At 58.4% G+C, this 20,123-nt stretch carries 15 protein-coding genes; 10 read left to right on the top strand and 5 right to left on the bottom strand.

What is annotated here, in order from left to right; all coding sequences use genetic code 11:
- Window positions 1-13: 13 nt before the first annotated feature.
- From secD to ACTG2G_RS19355, 5 genes are all read left to right on the top strand, one after another.
- Entirely contained in the window at window positions 14-1,867 is a 1,854-nt protein-coding gene (gene secD, locus ACTG2G_RS19335; RefSeq protein ID WP_005337324.1) for a protein translocase subunit SecD, read from the top strand.
- A 10-nt stretch (window positions 1,868-1,877) separates the two neighbouring features.
- Window positions 1,878-2,825, top strand: coding sequence for a protein translocase subunit SecF (secF, locus tag ACTG2G_RS19340; RefSeq protein ID WP_005337322.1), 948 nt, complete (start codon window positions 1,878-1,880; stop codon window positions 2,823-2,825).
- A gap of 84 nt (window positions 2,826-2,909) precedes the next feature.
- A complete protein-coding gene (locus tag ACTG2G_RS19345; protein ID WP_019446086.1) occupies window positions 2,910-3,278 on the top strand; it encodes a rhodanese-like domain-containing protein in 369 nt (122 codons plus the stop codon).
- A gap of 90 nt (window positions 3,279-3,368) precedes the next feature.
- Window positions 3,369-4,304: a lipoprotein NlpI gene (gene nlpI / locus ACTG2G_RS19350; protein WP_421387378.1), complete on the top strand. Its 936-nt coding sequence runs from the start codon at window positions 3,369-3,371 to the stop codon at window positions 4,302-4,304.
- 600 nt (window positions 4,305-4,904) lie between these two features.
- Window positions 4,905-5,882, top strand: coding sequence for an AraC family transcriptional regulator (locus ACTG2G_RS19355; RefSeq protein ID WP_421387379.1), 978 nt, complete (start codon window positions 4,905-4,907; stop codon window positions 5,880-5,882).
- A gap of 95 nt (window positions 5,883-5,977) precedes the next feature.
- On the opposite strand, the gene ACTG2G_RS19360 is transcribed toward ACTG2G_RS19355, so the two are convergent.
- The 3 genes from ACTG2G_RS19360 to asp all read right to left on the bottom strand — a co-directional run bounded on the left by ACTG2G_RS19360 (window position 5,978) and on the right by asp (window position 11,131).
- A complete protein-coding gene (locus ACTG2G_RS19360) occupies window positions 5,978-8,359 on the bottom strand; it encodes a beta-glucosidase (protein WP_421173002.1) in 2,382 nt (793 codons plus the stop codon).
- A 420-nt stretch (window positions 8,360-8,779) separates the two neighbouring features.
- A complete protein-coding gene (locus ACTG2G_RS19365; RefSeq protein ID WP_421387382.1) occupies window positions 8,780-9,238 on the bottom strand; it encodes a serine protease chaperone in 459 nt (152 codons plus the stop codon).
- Window positions 9,239-9,256: 18 nt separating this feature from the next.
- Window positions 9,257-11,131 (bottom strand): serine protease Asp, encoded by a 1,875-nt coding sequence (asp, locus tag ACTG2G_RS19370; RefSeq protein WP_439985765.1) that lies wholly within the window; start codon window positions 11,129-11,131, stop codon window positions 9,257-9,259.
- A 603-nt stretch (window positions 11,132-11,734) separates the two neighbouring features.
- Between asp and ACTG2G_RS19375 the strand changes: the two genes are divergently transcribed.
- On the top strand, window positions 11,735-12,520 hold the full coding sequence (locus tag ACTG2G_RS19375) for a MetQ/NlpA family ABC transporter substrate-binding protein (RefSeq protein WP_439985917.1): 786 nt from the start codon (window positions 11,735-11,737) through the stop codon (window positions 12,518-12,520).
- 85 nt (window positions 12,521-12,605) lie between these two features.
- On the opposite strand, the gene ACTG2G_RS19380 is transcribed toward ACTG2G_RS19375, so the two are convergent.
- Window positions 12,606-14,456 (bottom strand): DUF3413 domain-containing protein, encoded by a 1,851-nt coding sequence (locus tag ACTG2G_RS19380; RefSeq protein ID WP_439985766.1) that lies wholly within the window; start codon window positions 14,454-14,456, stop codon window positions 12,606-12,608.
- A 47-nt stretch (window positions 14,457-14,503) separates the two neighbouring features.
- Window positions 14,504-14,731, bottom strand: a complete 228-nt coding sequence (locus tag ACTG2G_RS19385; protein ID WP_005333874.1) for a YejL family protein — start codon at window positions 14,729-14,731, stop codon at window positions 14,504-14,506.
- Window positions 14,732-14,804: 73 nt separating this feature from the next.
- On the opposite strand from ACTG2G_RS19385, the gene yejK reads away from it, so the two are divergent.
- From yejK to malG, 4 genes are all read left to right on the top strand, one after another.
- On the top strand, window positions 14,805-15,854 hold the full coding sequence (gene yejK, locus ACTG2G_RS19390; protein ID WP_439985767.1) for a nucleoid-associated protein YejK: 1,050 nt from the start codon (window positions 14,805-14,807) through the stop codon (window positions 15,852-15,854).
- Between the two features lie 395 nt (window positions 15,855-16,249).
- Window positions 16,250-17,431 carry a maltose/maltodextrin ABC transporter substrate-binding protein MalE gene (malE, locus tag ACTG2G_RS19395; RefSeq protein WP_005333871.1) on the top strand — a complete coding sequence of 394 codons (1,182 nt, stop codon included), beginning with the start codon at window positions 16,250-16,252 and terminating at the stop codon, window positions 17,429-17,431.
- Between the two features lie 75 nt (window positions 17,432-17,506).
- Window positions 17,507-19,159 carry a maltose ABC transporter permease MalF gene (malF, locus tag ACTG2G_RS19400; protein ID WP_236285403.1) on the top strand — a complete coding sequence of 551 codons (1,653 nt, stop codon included), beginning with the start codon at window positions 17,507-17,509 and terminating at the stop codon, window positions 19,157-19,159.
- A gap of 12 nt (window positions 19,160-19,171) precedes the next feature.
- A complete protein-coding gene (gene malG, locus ACTG2G_RS19405) occupies window positions 19,172-20,062 on the top strand; it encodes a maltose ABC transporter permease MalG (protein WP_005333868.1) in 891 nt (296 codons plus the stop codon).
- The last annotated feature ends 61 nt before the right edge of the window (window positions 20,063-20,123 follow it).

A 20,123-nucleotide genomic window follows, 5' to 3' on the forward strand; every position in this document is an offset into this window, starting at 1 on the left:
CAAGGAGCACAGCGTGTTGAATCGCTATCCGCTGTGGAAATACCTGATGGTGATCCTGGTGATCGCCATCGGTTTTCTATATGCAGCCCCCAATCTTTACGGCGAAGATCCGGCTTTGCAGGTTTCTGCCAGCCGTGGTGCCGAAGTCAAGCTAGATACTCTTGATCTGGTGAAAGAGACCCTTGAAGCGGCCAAGATCCCGGTCAAACATGCTGCATTCGAGCACGGTTTTATCCTGATCCGTTTCAAGAACACCGAAGACCAGCTGAAGGCGCGCGATATCGTTGCCAACAAGCTGGGCGACAACTTCATTACCGCACTCAACCTGGCACCTTCCACTCCCGCCTGGCTCGAAGCCATCGGTGCGGCGCCTCTGAAGCTGGGTCTTGATCTGCGCGGTGGTGTGCACTTCCTGATGGAAGTGGACATGGCCGAAGCACTGACCAAGCAGCAAGAGCAGATGGTGCAGGATTTCCGCTCCGAGCTGCGCACCCAGAAGATCCGTTACTCCGGCGTACGCCGGGTCGGTGATCAGGTGCAGGTGATCTTCCGTGACGAAGCCGATCAGGAACGCGCCGTTTCTCATCTGCGTCGTCAGAACCCTGATTTGACTTTCACTACCGAGCAGAAAGGGGATGAGTTCATCCTGCTGGCTGGTCTGAGCGAAGCCAAGATCAAGGAAGTGAAGAAGTACGCCCTCGAGCAAAACATCACCATCATCCGTAACCGGGTCAACGAACTGGGCGTGGCCGAGCCGCTGGTACAACAGCAAGGCGCCGAGCGCATTGTCGTTGAACTGCCCGGTATTCAGGATACCGCCCGCGCCAAGGAGATCCTGGGTGCAACCGCGACCCTGGAATTCCACATGGTCGATGAGACTGCCGACATCCAGGCTGCGGCAGACGGCCGTGTCCCGCCCAGCTCCAAGGTCTACAACGATCGCAACGGTCGCCCTGTGGTGCTGCAAAAGCGGGTGATCCTGACCGGTGACCACATCGTGGGTGCCCAGTCCGGTTTCGACGAGTACAGCCGTCCCCAGGTCAACATCAAGCTGGATGGCCAGGGTGGCAACAAGATGGCCAACTTTACCAAGGACAACGTGGGTAAAGGGATGGCGACCGTCTTCATCGAGTACAAGCCGGTCGGTCAACCGGGTCCGGATGGCAAGCGCAAGTTCCGCAAGCAGGAGGAGGTGATCAACGTCGCCACCATCCAGTCGCGTCTTGGCAGCCAGTTCCGTATCACAGGTATCGACAATGCCAACGAAGCCCACAACCTGGCGCTGCTGCTGCGTGCCGGTGCCCTGATCGCCCCGATCCAGATCGTGGAAGAGCGCACTATTGGCCCGAGCCTGGGTCAACAGAACATCGACAGCGGTATGGAAGCCATCGGCTGGGCCATGCTGGTGATCGTGCTGTTCATGGGGATCTACTACCGCGCGTTCGGCTGGGTTGCCAACCTGGCGCTCTGTATGAACCTGGTGTTGATTGTCGGCATCATGTCGATGATCCCTGGTGCCACCATGACCCTGCCGGGTATCGCCGGTATCGTCCTGACGCTGGGTATGGCGGTGGATGCCAACGTGCTGATCTACGAGCGTATTCGTGAAGAGATCCGCAACGGTCGTGGTGTTCAGCAAGCCATCCATCTGGGCTTTGATCGGGCATTCTCCACCATCGCCGACTCCAACGTGACCTCGCTGATCACCTGCGTGATCCTGTTCGGTATCGGTACTGGCGCCATCAAGGGCTTTGCCCTGACGCTGGGCATTGGTCTGACCGCCTCCATGTTTACTGCCATCACAGTTTCCCGTGCCATTATCAACCTGGCTTGGGGTGGACGGCGTATCGACAAGCTGCCCATCTGAGGATAGAGAGATGTTTCAGATTCTACATTTTGAAAAACCGATCCCGTTTATGCGCTATGCCAAGCCGGGTGTGGTTTTCTCTTCCGTGCTGATGGTGGTAGCCCTGTTCTTCCTGTTTGATCGGGGACTGAACTGGGGTCTGGACTTTACCGGTGGTACCACTATCGAGGTGGGGTTCCAGCAGTCGGTGAGCCTGGACAAGATCCATGACGCTCTGGAAGAGCAGAAGATTGAAGGGGCAACCCTGCAACACTTTGGCTCCAGCCGTGACGTGCTGTTCCGCCTGACCCCGAAAGAGGGGGTCAAGGTAGAACAACAGGGTAACGAAGTGCTGGCGGCGGCCAAGCAGCTCGACGAGGGCGCAGTGCTCAAACGCGTCGAGTTCGTCGGCCCTTCCGTGGGTGATGAACTGGCGACAGACGGTGCGCTGGCCATGCTGGCCTCCATCCTCTGTATCCTGGCCTACGTGGCAGTGCGTTTCGAATGGCGTCTGGCGCTGGGGGGCATTCTCTCCCTGGTGCACGACGTGGTGATCACGCTGGGTGTCTTTGCCTACTTCCAGTACGAGTTCGACCTGACCGTACTGGCGGCGCTGATGACCCTGGTGGGTTACTCCCTGAACGATACTATCGTGGTGTTCGACCGCTTGCGGGAGAACTTCCGCAAGGTGCGTAAAGGGGATACCGAGTACATTCTGGATCTCTCCATGACCGAGACCCTGAGTCGTACCATCATCACCTCCGGCCTTACCTTTATCGTGGTGCTGGCGCTGCTGCTCAAGGGCGGTGCGCTGATCCACGGTTTTGCCGTGGCCATGGTGATCGGTGTGGCGTTCGGTACCTACTCCTCCATCTATGTGGCGAGTGCGTTTGCCATGTTCCTCGGCGTCAAGCGCGAGCACATGCTGCCAACCCAGGTAGAGAAAGAGGGTGCGGACCAACAGGAAATCCTGCCGTAACAGTGAAGAGCGCCTCATGGCGCTCTTTTCTTATCTCTGCGTGTCGTTTGCTGACGCACATGATTTAAACAACAGGAGTTTGTCATGCATCACAATCCCCGTTTTTTGGCGCTGGTTGACGGGATCCGCTCCCGCATCACCGAAACCGATGTTCACCAGATCAAGCGCTGGCAGGATGAAGGGCGCACGTTTCACCTGATCGACGTGCGGGAAGAGAGCGAGTGGGCCAAAGGCCATCTGCCCGGTGCCCGATATCTGGGTCGTGGCGTGATTGAGCGGGATATCGAGACCCAGTTCCCGGATCTCGAGACCGAGCTCTACCTCTATTGTGGTGGTGGTTTTCGCTCAATTCTGGCGGCGGACAACCTGCAACAGATGGGTTATCGCAAGGTGATCAGCGTCGACGGCGGGTTTCGCGGTTGGTGCGATGCCGGATACCCTGTCGAATCCTGATTTATTTGAGGTAGAGGGGCACAGCTACATGACAAAGCAGCTGCTGACCTTTACCATATGCGGGGTCAAGCGTAAGCGTCGGAGTGTTCATTGAACGTCAGGAAAGGGATTGGATACCTCCTCGGTATCCTGTTGTTGCTTCCCATGTGGGGTTGCAGCAGTAGCAGTCAGGTTAACACCCCCAAGGTTCCCAAGCCGCAGCCTGCTTCACTGGTGTTGGCGACCCCCCTGCAGGTCTCCTACCAGAGTGAGCTGGCGCTCGCCCGACTCGGGCAGATGCTCAGTGAAATGGAACTGACCACCGAGCAACGGGCAGAGTTGTTCTATGAGCGTGCCGTGGTGTTTGATCGGGTTGGTCTGCGTTCCCTCGCGCGGCTCGATTTCAACCGTGCCCTGCGGGAGAAACCGGATTTCGCCGAAGCCTACAACTTCATCGGCGTCTATCTGGTACAGCAGCAGAATTACGACGAAGCCTATGATGCCTTCGATTCCGCCCTCGAACTGGCGCCGGACTATGACTATGCCTATCTCAACCGTGGCATCGCCCTCTATTACGGTAACCGTCCCGAGCTGGCCGCGGCCGATATGAAGCGTTTCTACGAGGCGCAGCCGGAAGATCCCTATCGGGTGATCTGGCTCTATCTGGCCGAGCAGAAACTCGACCCGTCGGCCGCAATGAGCCGGATGCGCGAGCGTCTCAACAAGTACGATGACGATGCCTGGAACTGGGATCTGGTTCGCCTCTATACCGGCGAGATCAACGCTTCCCAGCTGATGGGCAACGTGGTGAAAGGGGTGAAGGATAACCGGGAGCTTGCCGAGCGCCTGTGTGAAACCTACTTCTATCTGGGCAAGTTCGAGCTGGGCAAAGGCAACCGCAAGGAGGCCATCAGTTACTTCAAGCTGGCCTTATCTAACAACGTCTATGATTTCATCGAGCACCGCTATGCGCTGCTGGAGCTGGAGTTGATGGCGCGCAAACCCTTGCCGCCGGGTGCCCAGAGCAAAGGCGAACAGCCCTCCTGAATGGAGATGGCGATTACCCGGTGATAAAACACCTCGGTATGAGGCTAATGCCAGTCAGTAAAGCCTGACTGGCATTGTTTTTATCTGCTTTTTCACACCCACTCCCGTGGCTTGGCTCCATGTCACAGTGAGCTTCGTGTCGCTAATCCACACAACCCCGCCAGTTTTTCCAACTCTGCCGCCCGCCTCTGAATAATGAACGGGCACATCTGATCCATGCAGCTCAACAGATGGATGGGGCCGACTCCGTGTGAAACCCGGTCGGCTCGTCGTATGCCTCCTGATATGGGTGATTCTCTTCCCTATCGCGGTGGGCGACTGGTTGACTATCGCTGCTCTTGTCCGATTCCTGCCGGACTGCCTCTCTCATAATGGGTGAGGCTGACGATAGGGAGTAAATATGCGTGCTGGCCCGTGCTTTTACACTCCGTTACATCTGCTCGTCCTGTGACCGCCCCATAATGGTCCCTGGTCTCCTAACCCTGTTCGATGGGAGGTGGATCAGTAGTCGATAAAGTGGAGATCACGAGCAATTTCTTGTCAGCACGGAGGCCTGGACGGCGGATGTCACAGAGCGTATCAAACCAGGTGATCAGACGAATGCTGGGAGCCTGCCAGCAGCAGGGGGGTGATCCCGAAGCCATTCTGATGGCGGGCGGTCTCACGTCGTTCGACATCGAGCGGGAACAGGGACGGTTGCCGGCCCACAGCCACTACCGGATGCTGCAACTGATGCAGCCCTATCTGGCCAGTTTTCACGAAACCATTCTCTCCTACGACATCGGGCAGCTCTACCAGCACTATCCACCCCTTATCAGCCTGTGCCTGAATCAGCCCTCGCCGCGGGCTGCGCTTGAGGTGCTGCTGGCCTATCGCCCCATCATCGGCAGTTGTGACGAGCTGCGGGTGCTGCGGGGGGCGCAGGCCAGCCAATACCTGTATGTCAATCAGGGGCCCGCCAGCCTGGGGGCGAGTCAGGCTATCCCCAACTTCATCATGCTCTACCGAATTTTGCGAGTCTATCTGGCGGATCCCCGGGTCTCGGTGGGCTTCACGGGGCGGCCGCCACCGCGCCATCAGTTGCTGGACCAGTTCTTCGCCACCCGCTGCCGCTGGGAGCAGGAGGAAAACACCCTTACCATCGACAACGCCCAGCTCGACTGTCCCAGCCAGTGCTACAACGAGCCGCTGGGTCATCTGCAATTGGCTCAGCTGGCGCAGATCTGTGCCGACATCGCCGAGCGGGCCCCCTTTGCCTGTCTGGTGGGGGAGCGGATCCGCCACAAGATCCGGGAAGGGGGGCTGGAGAGCGACGAGAGCCTGCTCAAGGAGGTGTGCACGGCCATGAATGTCAGCCGCTGGACCCTGAATCGCAAATTGCAGGGGGAGGGACGCAGCTTCTCCACCCTGCTCAGGGAGGCGAGGGTGAGCGAAGCCTGCCGCTTGCTGGGGGAGGGTGATCAACCGCTACAGAACATCAGCGATCGGGTCGGCTTCTCGTCCCAGAGCGCCTTCAACCGCTTCTTCAAGGCCAACACCCGGATGACGCCGCTGGCCTATCGCAACTCCTGCCAATAAAAACGGGACCGGCGCAAGGCCGGTCCCGTGGTCGGGTCATTGCTGGGCCATTGTCGGGCAAGGCCGGGCTGGGGGCCCGGCCGTGCCTGCCTTTGTTAGCGGGTGATGGTGGTGACGCTGGCGGGATCCACCCCGGTCGGCAGTGCCAGTGCCCCCGGCGTGGTGTTGCTCACCACGATCTCCTTGCTCACCGTGAAGCTGACCGGCGTGCTGGCGGAGACATCCGATGAGGGGCTGATGTAGGCGCTGTAGCGGCCCGGCTCCACGATCCACTGGTTGCTGGCCTCATCGAAGCTGGCGAGGATGCTGGCCGGAATGGTGAAGCTCAGCTGTTCGCTGGCCCCCGGTGCCAGCTGCGCCGTCTTGGCAAAGGCCTTGAGCTCGATGAGCGGTTTCTTCAGCTTGACCTCGGGGGCGGTCACATAGACCTGGGCCGCCTCCTTGCCTGCCATGGCGCCGGTATTGGTGATGGTGGCGGTCAGCACCAGGCTGCCGGTTGCACCATCGGCCAGGGTATTGTTGGCGATGGCGGGGCTGGTGTAGCTGAAGCTGGTGTAGGAGAGGCCGAAGCCGAACGGGTAGGAGACCGCCTGCTCGAAGGTGCTGTAGTAGCGATAGCCCACGTAGATCCCTTCGTTGTAGTAGAGATCGTCCGGTTCGCCGTCCCCGTTGGTGTCTTCGCCCGGGAAGGTGCCGGCGGAGGGAACGCTGGCGTAGCTGTGCGGGAAGCTCTGGGCCAGTTTGCCGCTCGGGTTGACCGCGCCGGAGAGCACGTCCGCCACCGCGTGACCGGTCTCCTGGCCAGCCATGTAGGCCAGCAGGATGCCATCCACCTTGTCGCTCCACTGGGCGGTGTCGATGACGCCGTTGACGTTAAGCACCACTACCACCTTCTTACCCTGGGCGTGGAAGGCGCTGCTCACCGCGTCGATGAGAGCGCGCTCGTCATCGCCGAGCAGATAGTCCCCCTTGCCGCTGCTGCGATCCGCTCCTTCCCCGGCCTGGCGGCCGATACTGATGACGGCGGCTTGCTGGGTGGCAGCCGCATTGGCGATCAGCGCCGCCAGCTCGCCGCTGATTGGCGCCTCGGCGCAGGTGTAGTAGCCCTTGGCGCCAAATTGCCCCTCGTGATAGACCTTGTTGTTCTCGTAAAAATCGCGGTAGTAGCTCTGCAACGCCTCGTTGACCGGGAAGCGTGCCGCCAGTCCCTGCGCGATGGTGGTGGTGCTGGCGGCGTTCACATCCCCGCTGCCGGTGCCGCCCTTGTAGGTGTTGATCTGATTGATGCCGAAGCTGGCCAGGGTGCTGCTTGCCGCCAGCGGCAGGGCCGCGGCCTCGTTGCGCAGCAGCACCATGCTCTCGGCGCCGGCCTGACGGGCCAGTTTGGCATGGGCGGTCAGATCCGGGTTGTTGCTGATGGCCAACTGACTGTAGGAGGGGCTCTTCATCACCTGGGTCAGGATGTGGATGACGGCCTCGTTCACCTTGGCCTCGTCGAGATCGCCGTGCTCGATGGATTGCTGCAACTGCTCCTTGACGTTCCCCGGCTCGATCAAATCCTGCCCCGCCAGCACCTGCTTGTAGGCATTGTTGGCCACATCGCCAGCAAACCAGTCGGACATCACCAGGCCGTCGAACTTCCACTCGCCGCGCAGCAGGTCGGTCACCGCATCCCTGCGCTCGTTGACATAGGTGCCGTTGACCTTGTTGTAGGAGGTCATCACCGCCCAGGGCTGGGCCTCGTCCACCGCTATTTGGAAGCCGCGCAGATAGATCTCGCGGAAGGTTCTCGGTTCGCCGATGTCGTTGATCTGGTTGCGGTTGGTCTCTGAGTTGTTGCCGAAGTAGTGCTTGATGGTGGTGCCCACCCCGTTGCTCTCCACCCCGTTGACCATGGCGGCGCCGATTTTGCCGGTCAGCAGGGGATCTTCCGAGTAGTACTCGAAGTTGCGGCCATTGAGCGGGTTGCGCTGGATGTTCATGCCCGGAGCCAGCAGGATGTCGACCCCGTACTGGCGCACCTCGTCCCCCATGGCCTCGCCGACGGCCTTGACCAGCTTGACGTCCCAGCTGGAGGCGAGCAGCGAGCCGATGGGCCAGGCGGTGGCGTAGTAGCTGGCGCTGTCACCGTCGCGGTTGGCGTTGATCCGCACCCCGGCCGGCCCGTCCGCCAGTTTGAGGGCCGGAATGTCGATGCCGTCCGCGCTGCGCAGTACGCCGTTGATGTAACCCGCCACGCCGGGCACGTCCTGTTTGACGTTGATGGCGCCGTTGGCACTGCCGTAACCGGGGCCGGAGAGCAGGTCCAGCTTCTCGCTCAGGGTCAGCTTGGCCACCATGGCCTCGGCCTGGCCGCGGTAATAGGCATCGTCCTTGACCAGGGGATCCGAGTCATTCTGGTTGCAACCGACCAGCAGGCCGGCCAGCGCCAGGCTGACACCCAGTGAAACCGCTTTCAATTTTGTGGTGATAGGCATGAAGACGTCCTCGTAACTGTCTGAATAAAAATACAAAGGAGATATCGACACCGGGCGCAAGGCATCCGCCCGGGCTGGGCCGCTCTGCTGGCGGCTGCCATTGGATATCGCAAGGAAGGCCGAACGGGCCGGTGGTCCGGCGTTTGGCTGCAGGCAGGTTAACAAGCCGGGCGATGGCTGCCTTGCCCCGGGGGAGCGAGAAATGTGCCGGCGGGAGCAAGGGGGCCGAGTTGTGAGCAAGGTCGCATCGAAAGGCGGTGCCAAAGCAAAGGTGGGGGTGGCAAGAGGGGAAAGGGCAGGGGAGAAGGAGGGAAAACGGATGGCCTGACGGCCAATGAGGATGGCTGCGATCAACACGCGAGGGGGCCGGCGGCCCCCTCGAAGATCAGCTGATATGCCCGGGCAATGGCCCGGGACGGCTCACTTGGGCTGTTTGAGGGCCCCGGCGAGTTCAATCTGCACCTTGACCCCCTCCTGCTTGAGCGCCGTGGCGACGGCGTTCAGATCGGTGCCCGGCTTGGCTTCCAGCAGGGCGATGCCGCCGCTGCTCTGTTTGAAGTTCAGGCCGTGGCGAGTCGCCAGCGCCTTGGCGCTGGCATCGTCAGCTTCCACCAGCAGGGTGCCGCTTACAGTCAGCTCCGGGCTGGCGGCCCCTTGCATCAACACGTCACCGCGGCGCAGGGTCTGTTGCGGGACCTTGCTGTCAAGGCTGCGGGCGACCCGCTTCTTGCTGCCGTTGTCGGGAATGAGGTAGGTCTGGCCGTTCACCTCTATGGTGCTGTACTGCTTGCCATCCATGGTGACGGACTCTTGGGCGCAGAGCTGTCCCGAGAGGGGGGCCAGCAGGGTTGCCAGAAGCAAGGTAACAGGTTTGTTCATGGTAATACTCCTAGCGTGTTAGCTGCGGTTGGCATCGTGACCCAGGACCCGCAGGGACCATGAGATCAGCTTGCCCGGTTGGCGATTGTTGCGCTCGGTCAGGGTGGTACGCTCACGGGTCTCGCGATTGAGCAGAGAGACCTGACGAGTACCGTTGGCAACGTCGGTCACTTCCAGTCGCCATGTGCCTTGCGCCGATTCGCCGTAGAACTTGTTGGATAGCATCCGCATGTCACGCAATCCCTTGGTTCGCACAAAGCCCAGCTGCTGCTGGTCGAGAGATTGGCCGACCAGGCTGTTGAAGGGGCTCAGCAGGATGCTGCGGGTGCCGGCGGGGGAGACCAGTTCGATCAGCAGATCGGGCAGGCGCTGATGATCCAGACTCACCATCACCTGAACCGCTTCTACCGTCAATGGTGTCGCGATGCGGGTTGTTGAGCTGGTCGGGCTGTTGCCCACATCCGCAATGGCGGCGGCACTGCCGGTGACATTGATCTTCTGCCATGGCAGCTGTACCAGCGGGGGGAGGGGCTGGTGATTGGCTGCCAGCTCAAGGGCCTTGTTGACGTCAATCAGACCAAAACCGTAAGTCGGGCTGAACCACATGCCGGCGGCATTGCGCTCCCACCCTTCCAGTCCCTTGACCTCACGGCGTTTTCCGGTGCTGCTGGTGTAGCTCACCATGACCGGAGGATGCGCAGCATCAACCCGGGTAGCACTGCGTGCCAGCAGATCCCGTTGGTCCCGCACCGACAGATCGGGATAGGCAGACATTAGCAGCGCCATGGCGCCAGCGGTGCTCGGGGTCGCCGAAGAGGTGCCGTTCATCACACCGTTGTAGTCACAGCTGGCATCCAGTTGCAGGTTGCCGTGCAGCCGGTTGCTACTGGGATCATCGGTACGGTTGTAGCCCATGTCGCAACCGGGTAGATCCGTGGTGACCATGGCGGGGGAGTCGGTGCCATATTCGCCACCGGTGGCGCTCAGGAAGACGTTGCTGCCGACGCTGGAGTAGGAGGATCTGACGCCATCGGCGTTGAGAGCACTTACCACCAGGTTCCAGAAGTTGCTGTTGGAGGGATCGAGATTGCTGTTTTCAAACGGCAATTTGGGGCCATTGCCGGTGCGGTTAAGCACATAGCCGCCCGCCGCTATCTTGTTGAAGCCGTTGCCGGCGGCCTTGATATAGGCCGCGCCCTGCGCCTTGAGGGTCTGCTGTTCAAACAGGCGATCAAGCTGGGATTGATCCAGAGAGTTGGCAGAGCGGGGATCCACCACACTCATGCCGTAGCTCTGGTTGAACACCCGGTTGTCGCGACTGGCATCGCTGTCGCCAAGGGCGTAGAGCCAATCCTTCTGCAACTGCTGGCTGTTGTCATCCAGCAGGTTGAATCCCTGCAGCTGGGCTCGCGGGGCTATCCCCTTGGTACCGATGGCGTTGTCTACCGCCGCAATAATGCCGGAGACCGAGGTGCCGTGGGCCGTATCCGGATCGGTCGGTGTCGGGTCATCGCTGCCGGTCACCACGTTTTTCGAACCCGGACGCACGTTCTCCGCCAGATCCGGGTGGGCGATGGCCAGACCATCATCCACCACGGCCACATTGACTCCCTGGCCCAGCACGCCGGTGCGATGAGCCCACCAGAGGTTGAGATCATTGCCCGCTATACCGCCACGGGCGCTGAATCCATCCTGGCCGCTGTTGAGCAGATACCACTGCTGATCCTGCAGGGGATTGGTACCAGGCAAGCAGCGCTCGGTGCTGCTGCGTCCGATATCCATGCCGCTCTCCTTGCCGGTGAGCGGCGCACAACCTTCATTTGCCTGAACGAGCGCACTGGGCAGGGTCGACAGCAGTGCTGTGATCGCCAGTGCTAACGATGTTTGCTTCATTATTTTTTTTACTCCATCTTGGATCGCACCATCCTGAGTGCGACGGAAATCTATACACGGGTGGTAGGGGTTCAAAAAGAGCCATTTTCAAAAAACGCAATGAGGTTCAAAGAAATCCGATTTGGTTTATGGTAGGTATTCCAATGACACTGGTTATGTGTTTTATTGAGAATGGTTCTCACCGTTCGCTACTGATCTTTTTATCTGTAATTCACTCCTCTCGCGACTCTCCTTCGCCGCAGCCATCTCGATTCGGGGCAATCCCGAGGGGAGCTCGTGCGCTCTTGAACGTGAGCGGCATGGTTGTGTGTGCCAACGTGAGTACAGCTATGCATTCGGGGGTGACAGCAAGGGTGATGAGGTGGAACCAGCGGTTTATTGCTTGGCGGCGGTGGATGGCTCTGTTATGGTAACCAAAATAGCCGTTTGGATGGCTAGATTGCTGCGGTTTGAGGGGCCTAATCTCTGAGAGCCACCCCGCCGCAGTCCCATAGCTTGATGCGTACCTGACAGGGAGTCCCTATGCCGTTTCGTTCCTTCTTATCTTCTCCTTTGACTGCTTCCTTGCGCGCCACTGCTGGCGCCAGCACCTTTATTGCCGCGATGGCGGTCGGGAGCCTCTCTTTTTCCGCGGTTGCCGCCGATGCGCCCTTGCCGACCAAACAGGAGATTGTGATTGGTACCACGGTGGGGGATTTTGCCGACATGGTGACCGATTCCATCAAGCCGCAGCTGGAGGCCAAGGGGTACAAGGTCAAGCTGGTGGAGTTCACCGACTATGTGACCCCCAATATTGCTCTGGCTGATGGATCACTGGATGTGAACTGCTTCCAGCACAAACCCTATCTGGAGAGTTTTGCCAAAGATCGCGGCTTGTCGCTTGCGCCCATTACCCAGGTGCCAACCGGTCCGATGGGACTCTATTCCGGCAAGCTGGCAGCACTCGACAAGGTGAAAGAGGGAAGCACGGTGGCCATTCCCAACGATCCCACCAATCAGGCGCGGGCGCTGTTGATGCTGCAGGATCTTGGTTGGCTCACTCTCAAGGAGGGGATCAACCCGCTCAAGGCGAGCGAGTTTGATGTGGTGAACAATCCGCACAATCTCAAGCTGGTACTGCTGGAAGCCGCGCAGTTGCCCCGCTCGCGGGAGGATGTGGACTTCTCGGTGATCAACGGTAATTTTGCCGCCTCCAGCGGAATCCCGTTCAGTGAAGGACTGTTTCTGGAGCGCAGCTACGATTTTATCAACTGGGTGGTGGTGAAAAGCGCAGATGCGGATCAGCCGTTTGCCAAAGATGTGGCGGCGGCCTACAACTCGGCGGCTTTCAAAGCCTATGCAGCCAAGCGTTTCGTCGGCTACAAGTACCCGCAAGGGTGGGGTAGCTAACAGTCGTGAACGTGGCCCGGCTATACAACGAAAAACGCCCCGAATTCGGGGCGTTTTTTATGGTAGCAAGCCATCAACGGGCGCTTCACTGGTTGCGATAGAAGCGGTTCAGCTCGTTCATCACCTGGATCATGGCGCCCATATCCGGGGTGCCGTGCTTGATCGGGCGATAGCTGTTGCGTTCCAGCAGTTCGAAGTCACCCTGCTTGTTGAAGTGGGTGATGGTCTCCCCTTCATAGATGGCGAAGTCGTTCTGATCCCCAGCCAGCAGCCAGTTGCGCGGGCTGGTATCAAACAGCGAGCGGCCAACGCTGTAATCGCGCGCCGGATTGCGCACGCCCAGCATCCCCTGCATCAGGGTCGGCGCCAGATCGAAATGGCTGCTTGGTTGTTCCCGAATGTCACTGCCGCGCCCCGGCCAGGCCAGTACCAGCGGTACCTGCACCTGATAGGGTGAGTAGTTGCTGCCTGCGCCCCAGCTGTTGCTGCGGGTGTCGTTGAACTCCTGGCCGTGGTTGGAGGTGATGACAACGATGGTGTTGCTGTCCATCCCCTGCGACTGCAATTTGGTCAGCATCTGCTCAAGCAACTGGTCGGTATAGAAGACCGAGTTCTTGTAGCGGTTCTCCAGTTTTTGCAGGTTCTCCGCCCGATAGGCGGTCGCCGGATTGAAGTTGGCGAGCTCCGGTTGGAACGGCCCCTTCATGGTGGCGGGCAACTGGTAGTCGCCGGGGCTCGAGAGATAGACCAGCGAGAACCAGGGACGCTCGGGAGAGCGCTTCTCCAGCCACTGCTGCCAGTCGGTCAGCAGCTTGCCATCGTCACTCTGCTCGGAGACAAACACCTGTTTGCGCAGACCGGCGAGGATGCTCTTGCGATACTTCTGGGCATCTTCCATCGCGCCGAACAGCCCGAACTGGTAATCCTGACGCAGCATCTCGTCGAACAGCACCGGCGGACGCTTGTCGCTGCTGATGTCCTTGTAGTAGTGACCGGGCAACCCGTAGAAGAGGCTGAACATACCCATCAGGTCGTCGTTGCCGCCACTCAGGTGATTGCGGAACGTCAGATGCTGATCCGCATAGCGCTGCAGATTGGGCATGTTGATGTTGTTGAGCATGTCAAAACGCAATGAGTCGACCACCACAATCAGCAGATTGTTGTGAGTCAGGGGGGCGTTGACGTTGAGCGGGCGCAGTGGGTAATGCATCCGGCTGTCGCTGTTATCACCCTGGGAGGCCGCCTGCTTCTCGTACTGATCCAGATCCAGCCAGCCATGTTTGGCCAGGAAGGAGCGGGCCGTCATGGGGTAGGAGAGGGGGAAGTTGGCTCTCTGCATGGTGATGGGCTGATAGAGGGTCGCATCCGCCCAGCTGTTGACCACGTGGGTCAGAATAAAGCAGATCAGCAGGGCCAGCCCCACCTGATTGCCGTACTGGCGGCGCTTGCGCTTGTTGATCTTGCGCCAGACATAGGCCGACAGCAGCAGTTGCAGCAGGAAGATAGTGGGCACGGCAACGAAGATGATGCTCCAGATTGAGCCCTCTTCGGTTTGCGCCTGATCCAGCAGCAACTGCCATACCTGACTGTTGAGGTGGAACTTGAACAGCCGGAATACCTGGGTGTCGATCAGCAACAGCACCAGCGCCAAGGTAGCGATGATGGCCGAGATGAACCGCAGCGGTTTCTCTTTGGGCAGCACGAAGCTGAGCGGGAAGATCGTCAACAGGTAGGTGACAAAACTCAGAAACGAGAAGTGGCCAATCCAGCTTACAACGAGGTAGATCACGCCAAGCGTGGTCGATGGCCAGCTGATGGCACCCAGATAACGGGTGGCGATGAGCATGGCCAGAATAATGTTGAAGAAGGAGAACCAATGCCCCCAGGTGATCAGGCGAGAGACATTATCACGATAGGGGTTACCGGTTTCGACCATAGTGATCCATCTGCGTTGAGAAACGTCAAATCAACAGAGTCGGGGACTCAGTGTGCGTCGTGGCGATTATCGACCGATGCGGTCAGGGCCTGGACAAACTTTTCAGTGATGGCCTGGCGCTGGGCCGGTGCCATACCGTTGATGATATTGGTGGTCAGATTGCCAAGCACCATAAGGCTGAGATCCACCGGCGCTTTATGCTTTTCCAGCGCGGTGATCAGGTCGTTCATCAGGGCGTCAAATTGCTCGTTATTGTACTTTGATACGATAGGCATAATCTTCAGTTCATCTCGGTTCAAAGCGCCTTATAATACTTCACCCTTTCGGCTAACACTATGGCTTTGTGACATGAGTCTCGATATCGACAAGATCATTCTTCACTCCTTGCGCCAGGGCGGCGATGGTCAACCTCACGCCGATACCCGCAGCCAGCTTCTGCCTGCTGACGAGGCAGTACAGGGGCTGATGGCGGAGCTGCACCGCATTTACAATGGCAAGGGGGGCAAGGGCTTTGGCTTTTTTGCAGACCCCGAGGCCGCCGTCGCCGAGCTGGCCGACGGCATCGATGCTCCCAAGCAGCCTTCACCCGCGTTTCGTATCGCCCTCGAACAGCTGCTCGACGAGCAGACCGAATTCGTTCCCTTCTCGGTCACCGTGACCCAGATGCTGGTCAAGCAGCTGGTGGAGCACGCCCTCGATGAGCAAGGGGTGCTGCTGTTTGCCAAATATAACTACGTCGGGGTCGATTATCTGCTGATTGCCCTGCTGGAGGGCAAGGAGAGCGTCACCGTCAGCGAAGCGCTGGAATTGCGCCATATCCAGTATCTGGATATCGGCAAACTCAATCTGGTGGCCCGCATTGATTTGACCGAATGGAAAACCCAACCTGATTCGCGCCGCTATATCACCTTCAGCAAGGGGCGCATTGGTCGCAAACTGGGCGATTTCTTTATGGATCTGCTGGGTGCCCGCGAGGGCATGGATGCCAAGGTACAAAATAAAGGCTTGCTGCAGGCGGTCGAAGATTATTGTGACAGTCGTCAGCTCGAACCGACCGAGCGCAATGACTATAAAAAGCAGGTCTTCAAATATTGCACCGAACAGGCGAGTGCCGGTGAAGAGATCGAAATCAAGGAGCTGTCTGCAGAATTGCCTGGTGACGGTGACCTCGATTTTTACAGCTTTATCGGTCAGGAGTATGAGCTGGAAGAGCGCTTCCCGGCGGATCGCTCTACCTTGCGTGGTTTGACCAAGTTTGTTGGCTCCGGCGGCGGTCTGACTCTGAGCTTTGAGCAGAAGCTGTTGAACAGCCGGGTGTTTTATGACCCGCAGACCGATACCCTGACCATCAAGGGGGTGCCGCCCAATCTCAAGGATCAGCTGCTGCGCCAGTCATAATGTGATCCGGCCTTCATTTTTGGCAAAAAGACACCGCAGTTCGCTGCGGTGTCTTTTTATTTAATGGGGCAGGGGGTAGCGAAAGCAACTCGGTGCTTTGTTAACAAATTAAACAGAATTATCCATGTGAAAGGGTTTTCAATGAGGTGAAAACCCTTTCATTCATGTCTTTTTATTTCTATTTGGTAATTTAATTTCTTGTGTTGGCGAGAAATATGCCAATAAATGGCGCTAACCCCCTGAAATAAGAAAATGTTTTCAAAACTTTCTGGAAGGAAATACGTAATTGCATTTCAAAAATGCGAGTTGCGTCATGTGAGCCGTTTGCCGCTTGGGATAATATTCATCTCGCACACAATGCTCTTACAGCGCGGAACTAATACAAGGAAAGGCTCATGAAAAAGAAATTGCTGTCATCCCTGATCGGTCTGGCCACTCTTGGCGTCGCTTGCTCTGCTACTGCTGCTATCGATGAAGGCCAGCTGACCATCTGGATCAACGGTGACAAGGGATACAACGGTCTGGCTGAAGTGGGTAAGAAGTTTGAAGCAGAAACCGGCATCAAGGTTACTGTGGCTCACCCGGATCAGGTTGAAGTGAAATTCCAGCAAGCCGCCGCCACTGGCAACGGCCCGGACATCTTCTTCTGGGCTCACGACCGTTACGGTGAGTGGGTCAAAGCCGGTTTGCTGGTTCCGGTAACGCCAAACGCTGCCACCAAAGGCAAATTTGAACAGCTGGCATGGGATGCCATGACTGTTGATGGCAAAACCTATGGCTACCCGGTTGCCATGGAAGCGGTCAGCCTGATCTATAACAAAGACCTGCTGCCCGAGCCGCCGAAAACCTTCGAAGAGATCGCCAAGATTGACGAGACTCTGAAGAAAAACGGCAAGCGCGCCATCATGTGGGCTTATGACACCCCGTACTTCAGCTATCCGCTGGTGGCTGCCAACGGTGGTTACGCCTTCAAGAAAACCGCTACCGGTTATGACGTGAAAGATACCGGCGTGAACAACGCAGGTGCCAAGATGGGCGTGGGCTACATCTCCGAGATGATCAAGTCCGGTCACCTTGAAAAAGGCATCGACTACGGTGTGATGGACGCCAAGTTCAACAAGGGCGAAGTGGCCATGATGATCAATGGTCCCTGGGCCTGGAGCAACCTGGACAAGAGCGGCATCAAGTACGGCGTAGCGCCGCTGCCGACCCTGAACGGCAAGCCGGCCAAAGCCTTCGTTGGCGTACTGGGTGCCACCATCAACGCCGCCAGCCCGAACAAGGATCTGGCTATCGAGTTCCTGGAAAACTACCTGCTGACCGATGCCGGTCTGGCGCCGGTTAACGCCGACAAGCCGCTGGGTGCCGTTGCGCTGAAATCCTTCCAGAAGACCCTGGAATCCGATCCGCACATCAAGGCCACCATGCTGAACGCCCAGGCTGGCGAGCCGATGCCATCCGTTCCCGAGATGAGCCGTTTCTGGTCTTCCTTCGAAACTGCCCTCAAGAACGTGACCTCCGGTCGTCAGGGTGTTGACGAAGCTCTGGATACCGCTGCCAAGCGTATCGTTCAGTAAGCACGCACTACCCGGGAGGCCGTCATGGCCTCCCACTCTCTCAAATCTCTCTTGGCGTTATAAAGGTTAATTGGCATGGAAGTAGTACCTTCTGTTGAGTCCTATGCCGGTCCGAAGGATAAGCACACCTGGCTTAAGTGGACCATAGCGGCCCTGGTTGCCATCCTCAACGGCTACGCAGCCGTGATGATGTACGCCAGTGGCGAGTGGGTATTCGCGCTGCTGGATCTGGTGGTGGTTTCCGTCGGTCTGTATGTCTTCATGAACAAGAAGACCTATGCCCATCGCTACATCTTTCCGGGTGTTGCGGGCATGGTTGTGTTTATCATCTTCCCTCTTGCCTACACCATTGGCATTGCCTTCACCAACTATTCGGGGTCCAACTTGCTCTCCGTGGAGCAGGCGCGGGACTACCACCTGAAGAAAACCTACAAGGTGGCGGGCGGTGAATTCGATTTTACCCTGCTGGGTGGCGACAACGGCCAGTTCCAGCTGCTGCTGACACAGGATGATCAATCCTTTATCAGCCAACCTGTTTCCCTGATGACCAACAAGGTCCGTGAGCTGGCGTCCCGCGAGGGCCGTGTGCAGAACACCCAGCAAGTGGTCGAGCTGCAGCCCTTCACTGGCGAAGCGGCCAGCAAGGCCGCACCGATCCGCGCCATTGTTGAGCATCGTACTCACCTGAGTGACCTTGATCTGGTACTGCCGGATGGCGGTACCCACCTGACCCTGAGCAGTCTGCGCAAGTTTGCCGCCCAGAAGCAGCACTACACCCGTCTGATGGATGGTGCCGTGCTCAAGTCCGGCGTGGTGATCAAAGACAGCAACCTGCTGCGTGATACCCAGAATGGCGAGCTGATGCTGCCCAATGGCGAGACCGGCTTCTATCAGTACATCGACGAACAGGGTCAGTTTGTCGGCAAGGGTATTGCTCCGGGCTTTGTGGTGAGCGTCGGTTGGAAGAACTTCGCGCGCATCGTCACCGATCCGGGCATCCAGTCACCCTTCCTGCAGATCTTCATCTGGACCGTGATCTTCTCAACCTGCTCCGTCGCTTTCACCCTGGCTATCGGCATGGTGCTGGCCTGTCTGGTGCAGTGGGAAGAGCTCAAGGGGCGCGGTTTCTATCGGGTCATGTTGATCCTGCCCTATGCGATCCCGGCGTTTATATCCATTCTGGTGTTCAAGGGGTTGTTCAACCAGAACTTCGGTGAGATCAACATGTTCCTGGAAGCGGCGTTTGGCATCAAGCCGGACTGGTATACCAACCCCTTCCTGGCCAAGGTGATGATCCTGATTGTCAACACCTGGCTCGGCTACCCCTACATGATGATCCTCTGCATGGGCCTGCTCAAAGCCATTCCGGAAGATCTCTATGAAGCGTCCGCCATGGACGGTGCCGGTCCGGTACAGAACTTCTTCAAGATCACAGTGCCGCTCTTGATGAAGCCGCTGACACCGCTGTTGATTGCCTCGTTCGCTTTCAACTTCAACAACTTCGTGCTTATCCAGTTGTTGACCAACGGTGCGCCCGACATCATCGGCGCCAGCACTCCGGCCGGTACCACCGACTTGCTGGTGAGTTATACCTACCGGATTGCGTTCCAGGGATCGGGTGGTCAGGACTACGGTCTGGCCAGTGCCATCGCCACAGCTATCTTCCTCATCGTGGGTGCGCTGGCGCTGCTCAACCTGAAATTGTCCAAAGCCGACAAGCAGCTGTAAGGAGGCTTCAACATGGCAATCGTACAACCCAAATCAGTCAAATACCGGGTGTGGGCAACTCACCTGGTCATGTGGGGCTTCCTGGCGCTGATCATCTTCCCGTTGATCATGGTTATCGCCATCTCGTTTCGTAACGGTAACTTCGCGGTAGGGGAGATCATCCCCTCCAATCCGACGCTGGATCACTGGAAGCTGGCGCTGGGCATGTCCATCACCAACGCCGACGGCAGCATCACGCCGCCGCCGTTCCCGGTGCTGACCTGGTTGTGGAACTCCATCAAGATCGCCGGCATCACAGCCCTGATGATCGTGACGCTCTCCACCACCTGTGCTTACGCCTTTGCCCGCCTGCGTTTTCGTGGCAAGTCCACCATCCTGCAGGGCATGCTGATTTTCCAGATGTTCCCGGCAGTGCTGGCACTGGTAGCCATCTACGCGCTCTTTAACAAGATTGGTGACTACATCCCCTGGCTCGGTCTCAACACCCACGGTGGCCTGATCCTGGCGTACATGGGGGGGATCGCCCTCCACGTCTGGACCATCAAGGGCTACTTCGAGACCATCGACTCCTCCCTGGAGGAGGCGGCGGCCATCGACGGGGCGACCCCGTGGCAGGCATTCCGTCTGATCCTGTTGCCCCTGTCGGTGCCCATCCTGGCGGTAGTGTTTATTCTGGCCTTTATCGGCTCCATTACCGAGGTGCCCATGGCCTCCATCCTGCTGCAGGATGTGAACAATCTGACCCTGGCGGTCGGGGCCCAGCAGTACCTCTATCCGCAGAACTATCTGTGGGGTGATTTCGCGGCGGCTGCAGTGCTCTCCGGTTTCCCCATCACAGTGGTCTTCCTGTTGGCACAGCGCTGGTTGGTTGGCGGTCTGACTGCTGGTGGTGTGAAAGGTTAAGTTTATGGCCGGGGGAGCTGACTCCCCCCGCTATCACGATTTGCAAAGATTCAAGAGCGGA

This window comes from Aeromonas sp. 55A (assembly GCF_051919665.1).
GTDB lineage: Bacteria > Pseudomonadota > Gammaproteobacteria > Enterobacterales > Aeromonadaceae > Aeromonas > Aeromonas veronii.

Coding starts and splice junctions, on each gene's coding strand:
- secF (WP_005337322.1), top strand. CDS start 1,878: ATGTTTCAGATTCTACATTTTGAAAAACCGATCCCGTTTATGCGCTAT.
- ACTG2G_RS19355 (WP_421387379.1), top strand. CDS start 4,905: ATGCTGGGAGCCTGCCAGCAGCAGGGGGGTGATCCCGAAGCCATTCTG.
- asp (WP_439985765.1), bottom strand. CDS start 11,131: ATGAAGCAAACATCGTTAGCACTGGCGATCACAGCACTGCTGTCGACC.
- malF (WP_236285403.1), top strand. CDS start 17,507: ATGGAAGTAGTACCTTCTGTTGAGTCCTATGCCGGTCCGAAGGATAAG.
- malE (WP_005333871.1), top strand. CDS start 16,250: ATGAAAAAGAAATTGCTGTCATCCCTGATCGGTCTGGCCACTCTTGGC.
- ACTG2G_RS19385 (WP_005333874.1), bottom strand. CDS start 14,731: ATGCCTATCGTATCAAAGTACAATAACGAGCAATTTGACGCCCTGATG.
- yejK (WP_439985767.1), top strand. CDS start 14,805: ATGAGTCTCGATATCGACAAGATCATTCTTCACTCCTTGCGCCAGGGC.
- ACTG2G_RS19380 (WP_439985766.1), bottom strand. CDS start 14,456: ATGGTCGAAACCGGTAACCCCTATCGTGATAATGTCTCTCGCCTGATC.
- ACTG2G_RS19365 (WP_421387382.1), bottom strand. CDS start 9,238: ATGAACAAACCTGTTACCTTGCTTCTGGCAACCCTGCTGGCCCCCCTC.
- ACTG2G_RS19375 (WP_439985917.1), top strand. CDS start 11,735: ATGGCGGTCGGGAGCCTCTCTTTTTCCGCGGTTGCCGCCGATGCGCCC.
- ACTG2G_RS19360 (WP_421173002.1), bottom strand. CDS start 8,359: ATGCCTATCACCACAAAATTGAAAGCGGTTTCACTGGGTGTCAGCCTG.
- ACTG2G_RS19345 (WP_019446086.1), top strand. CDS start 2,910: ATGCATCACAATCCCCGTTTTTTGGCGCTGGTTGACGGGATCCGCTCC.
- malG (WP_005333868.1), top strand. CDS start 19,172: ATGGCAATCGTACAACCCAAATCAGTCAAATACCGGGTGTGGGCAACT.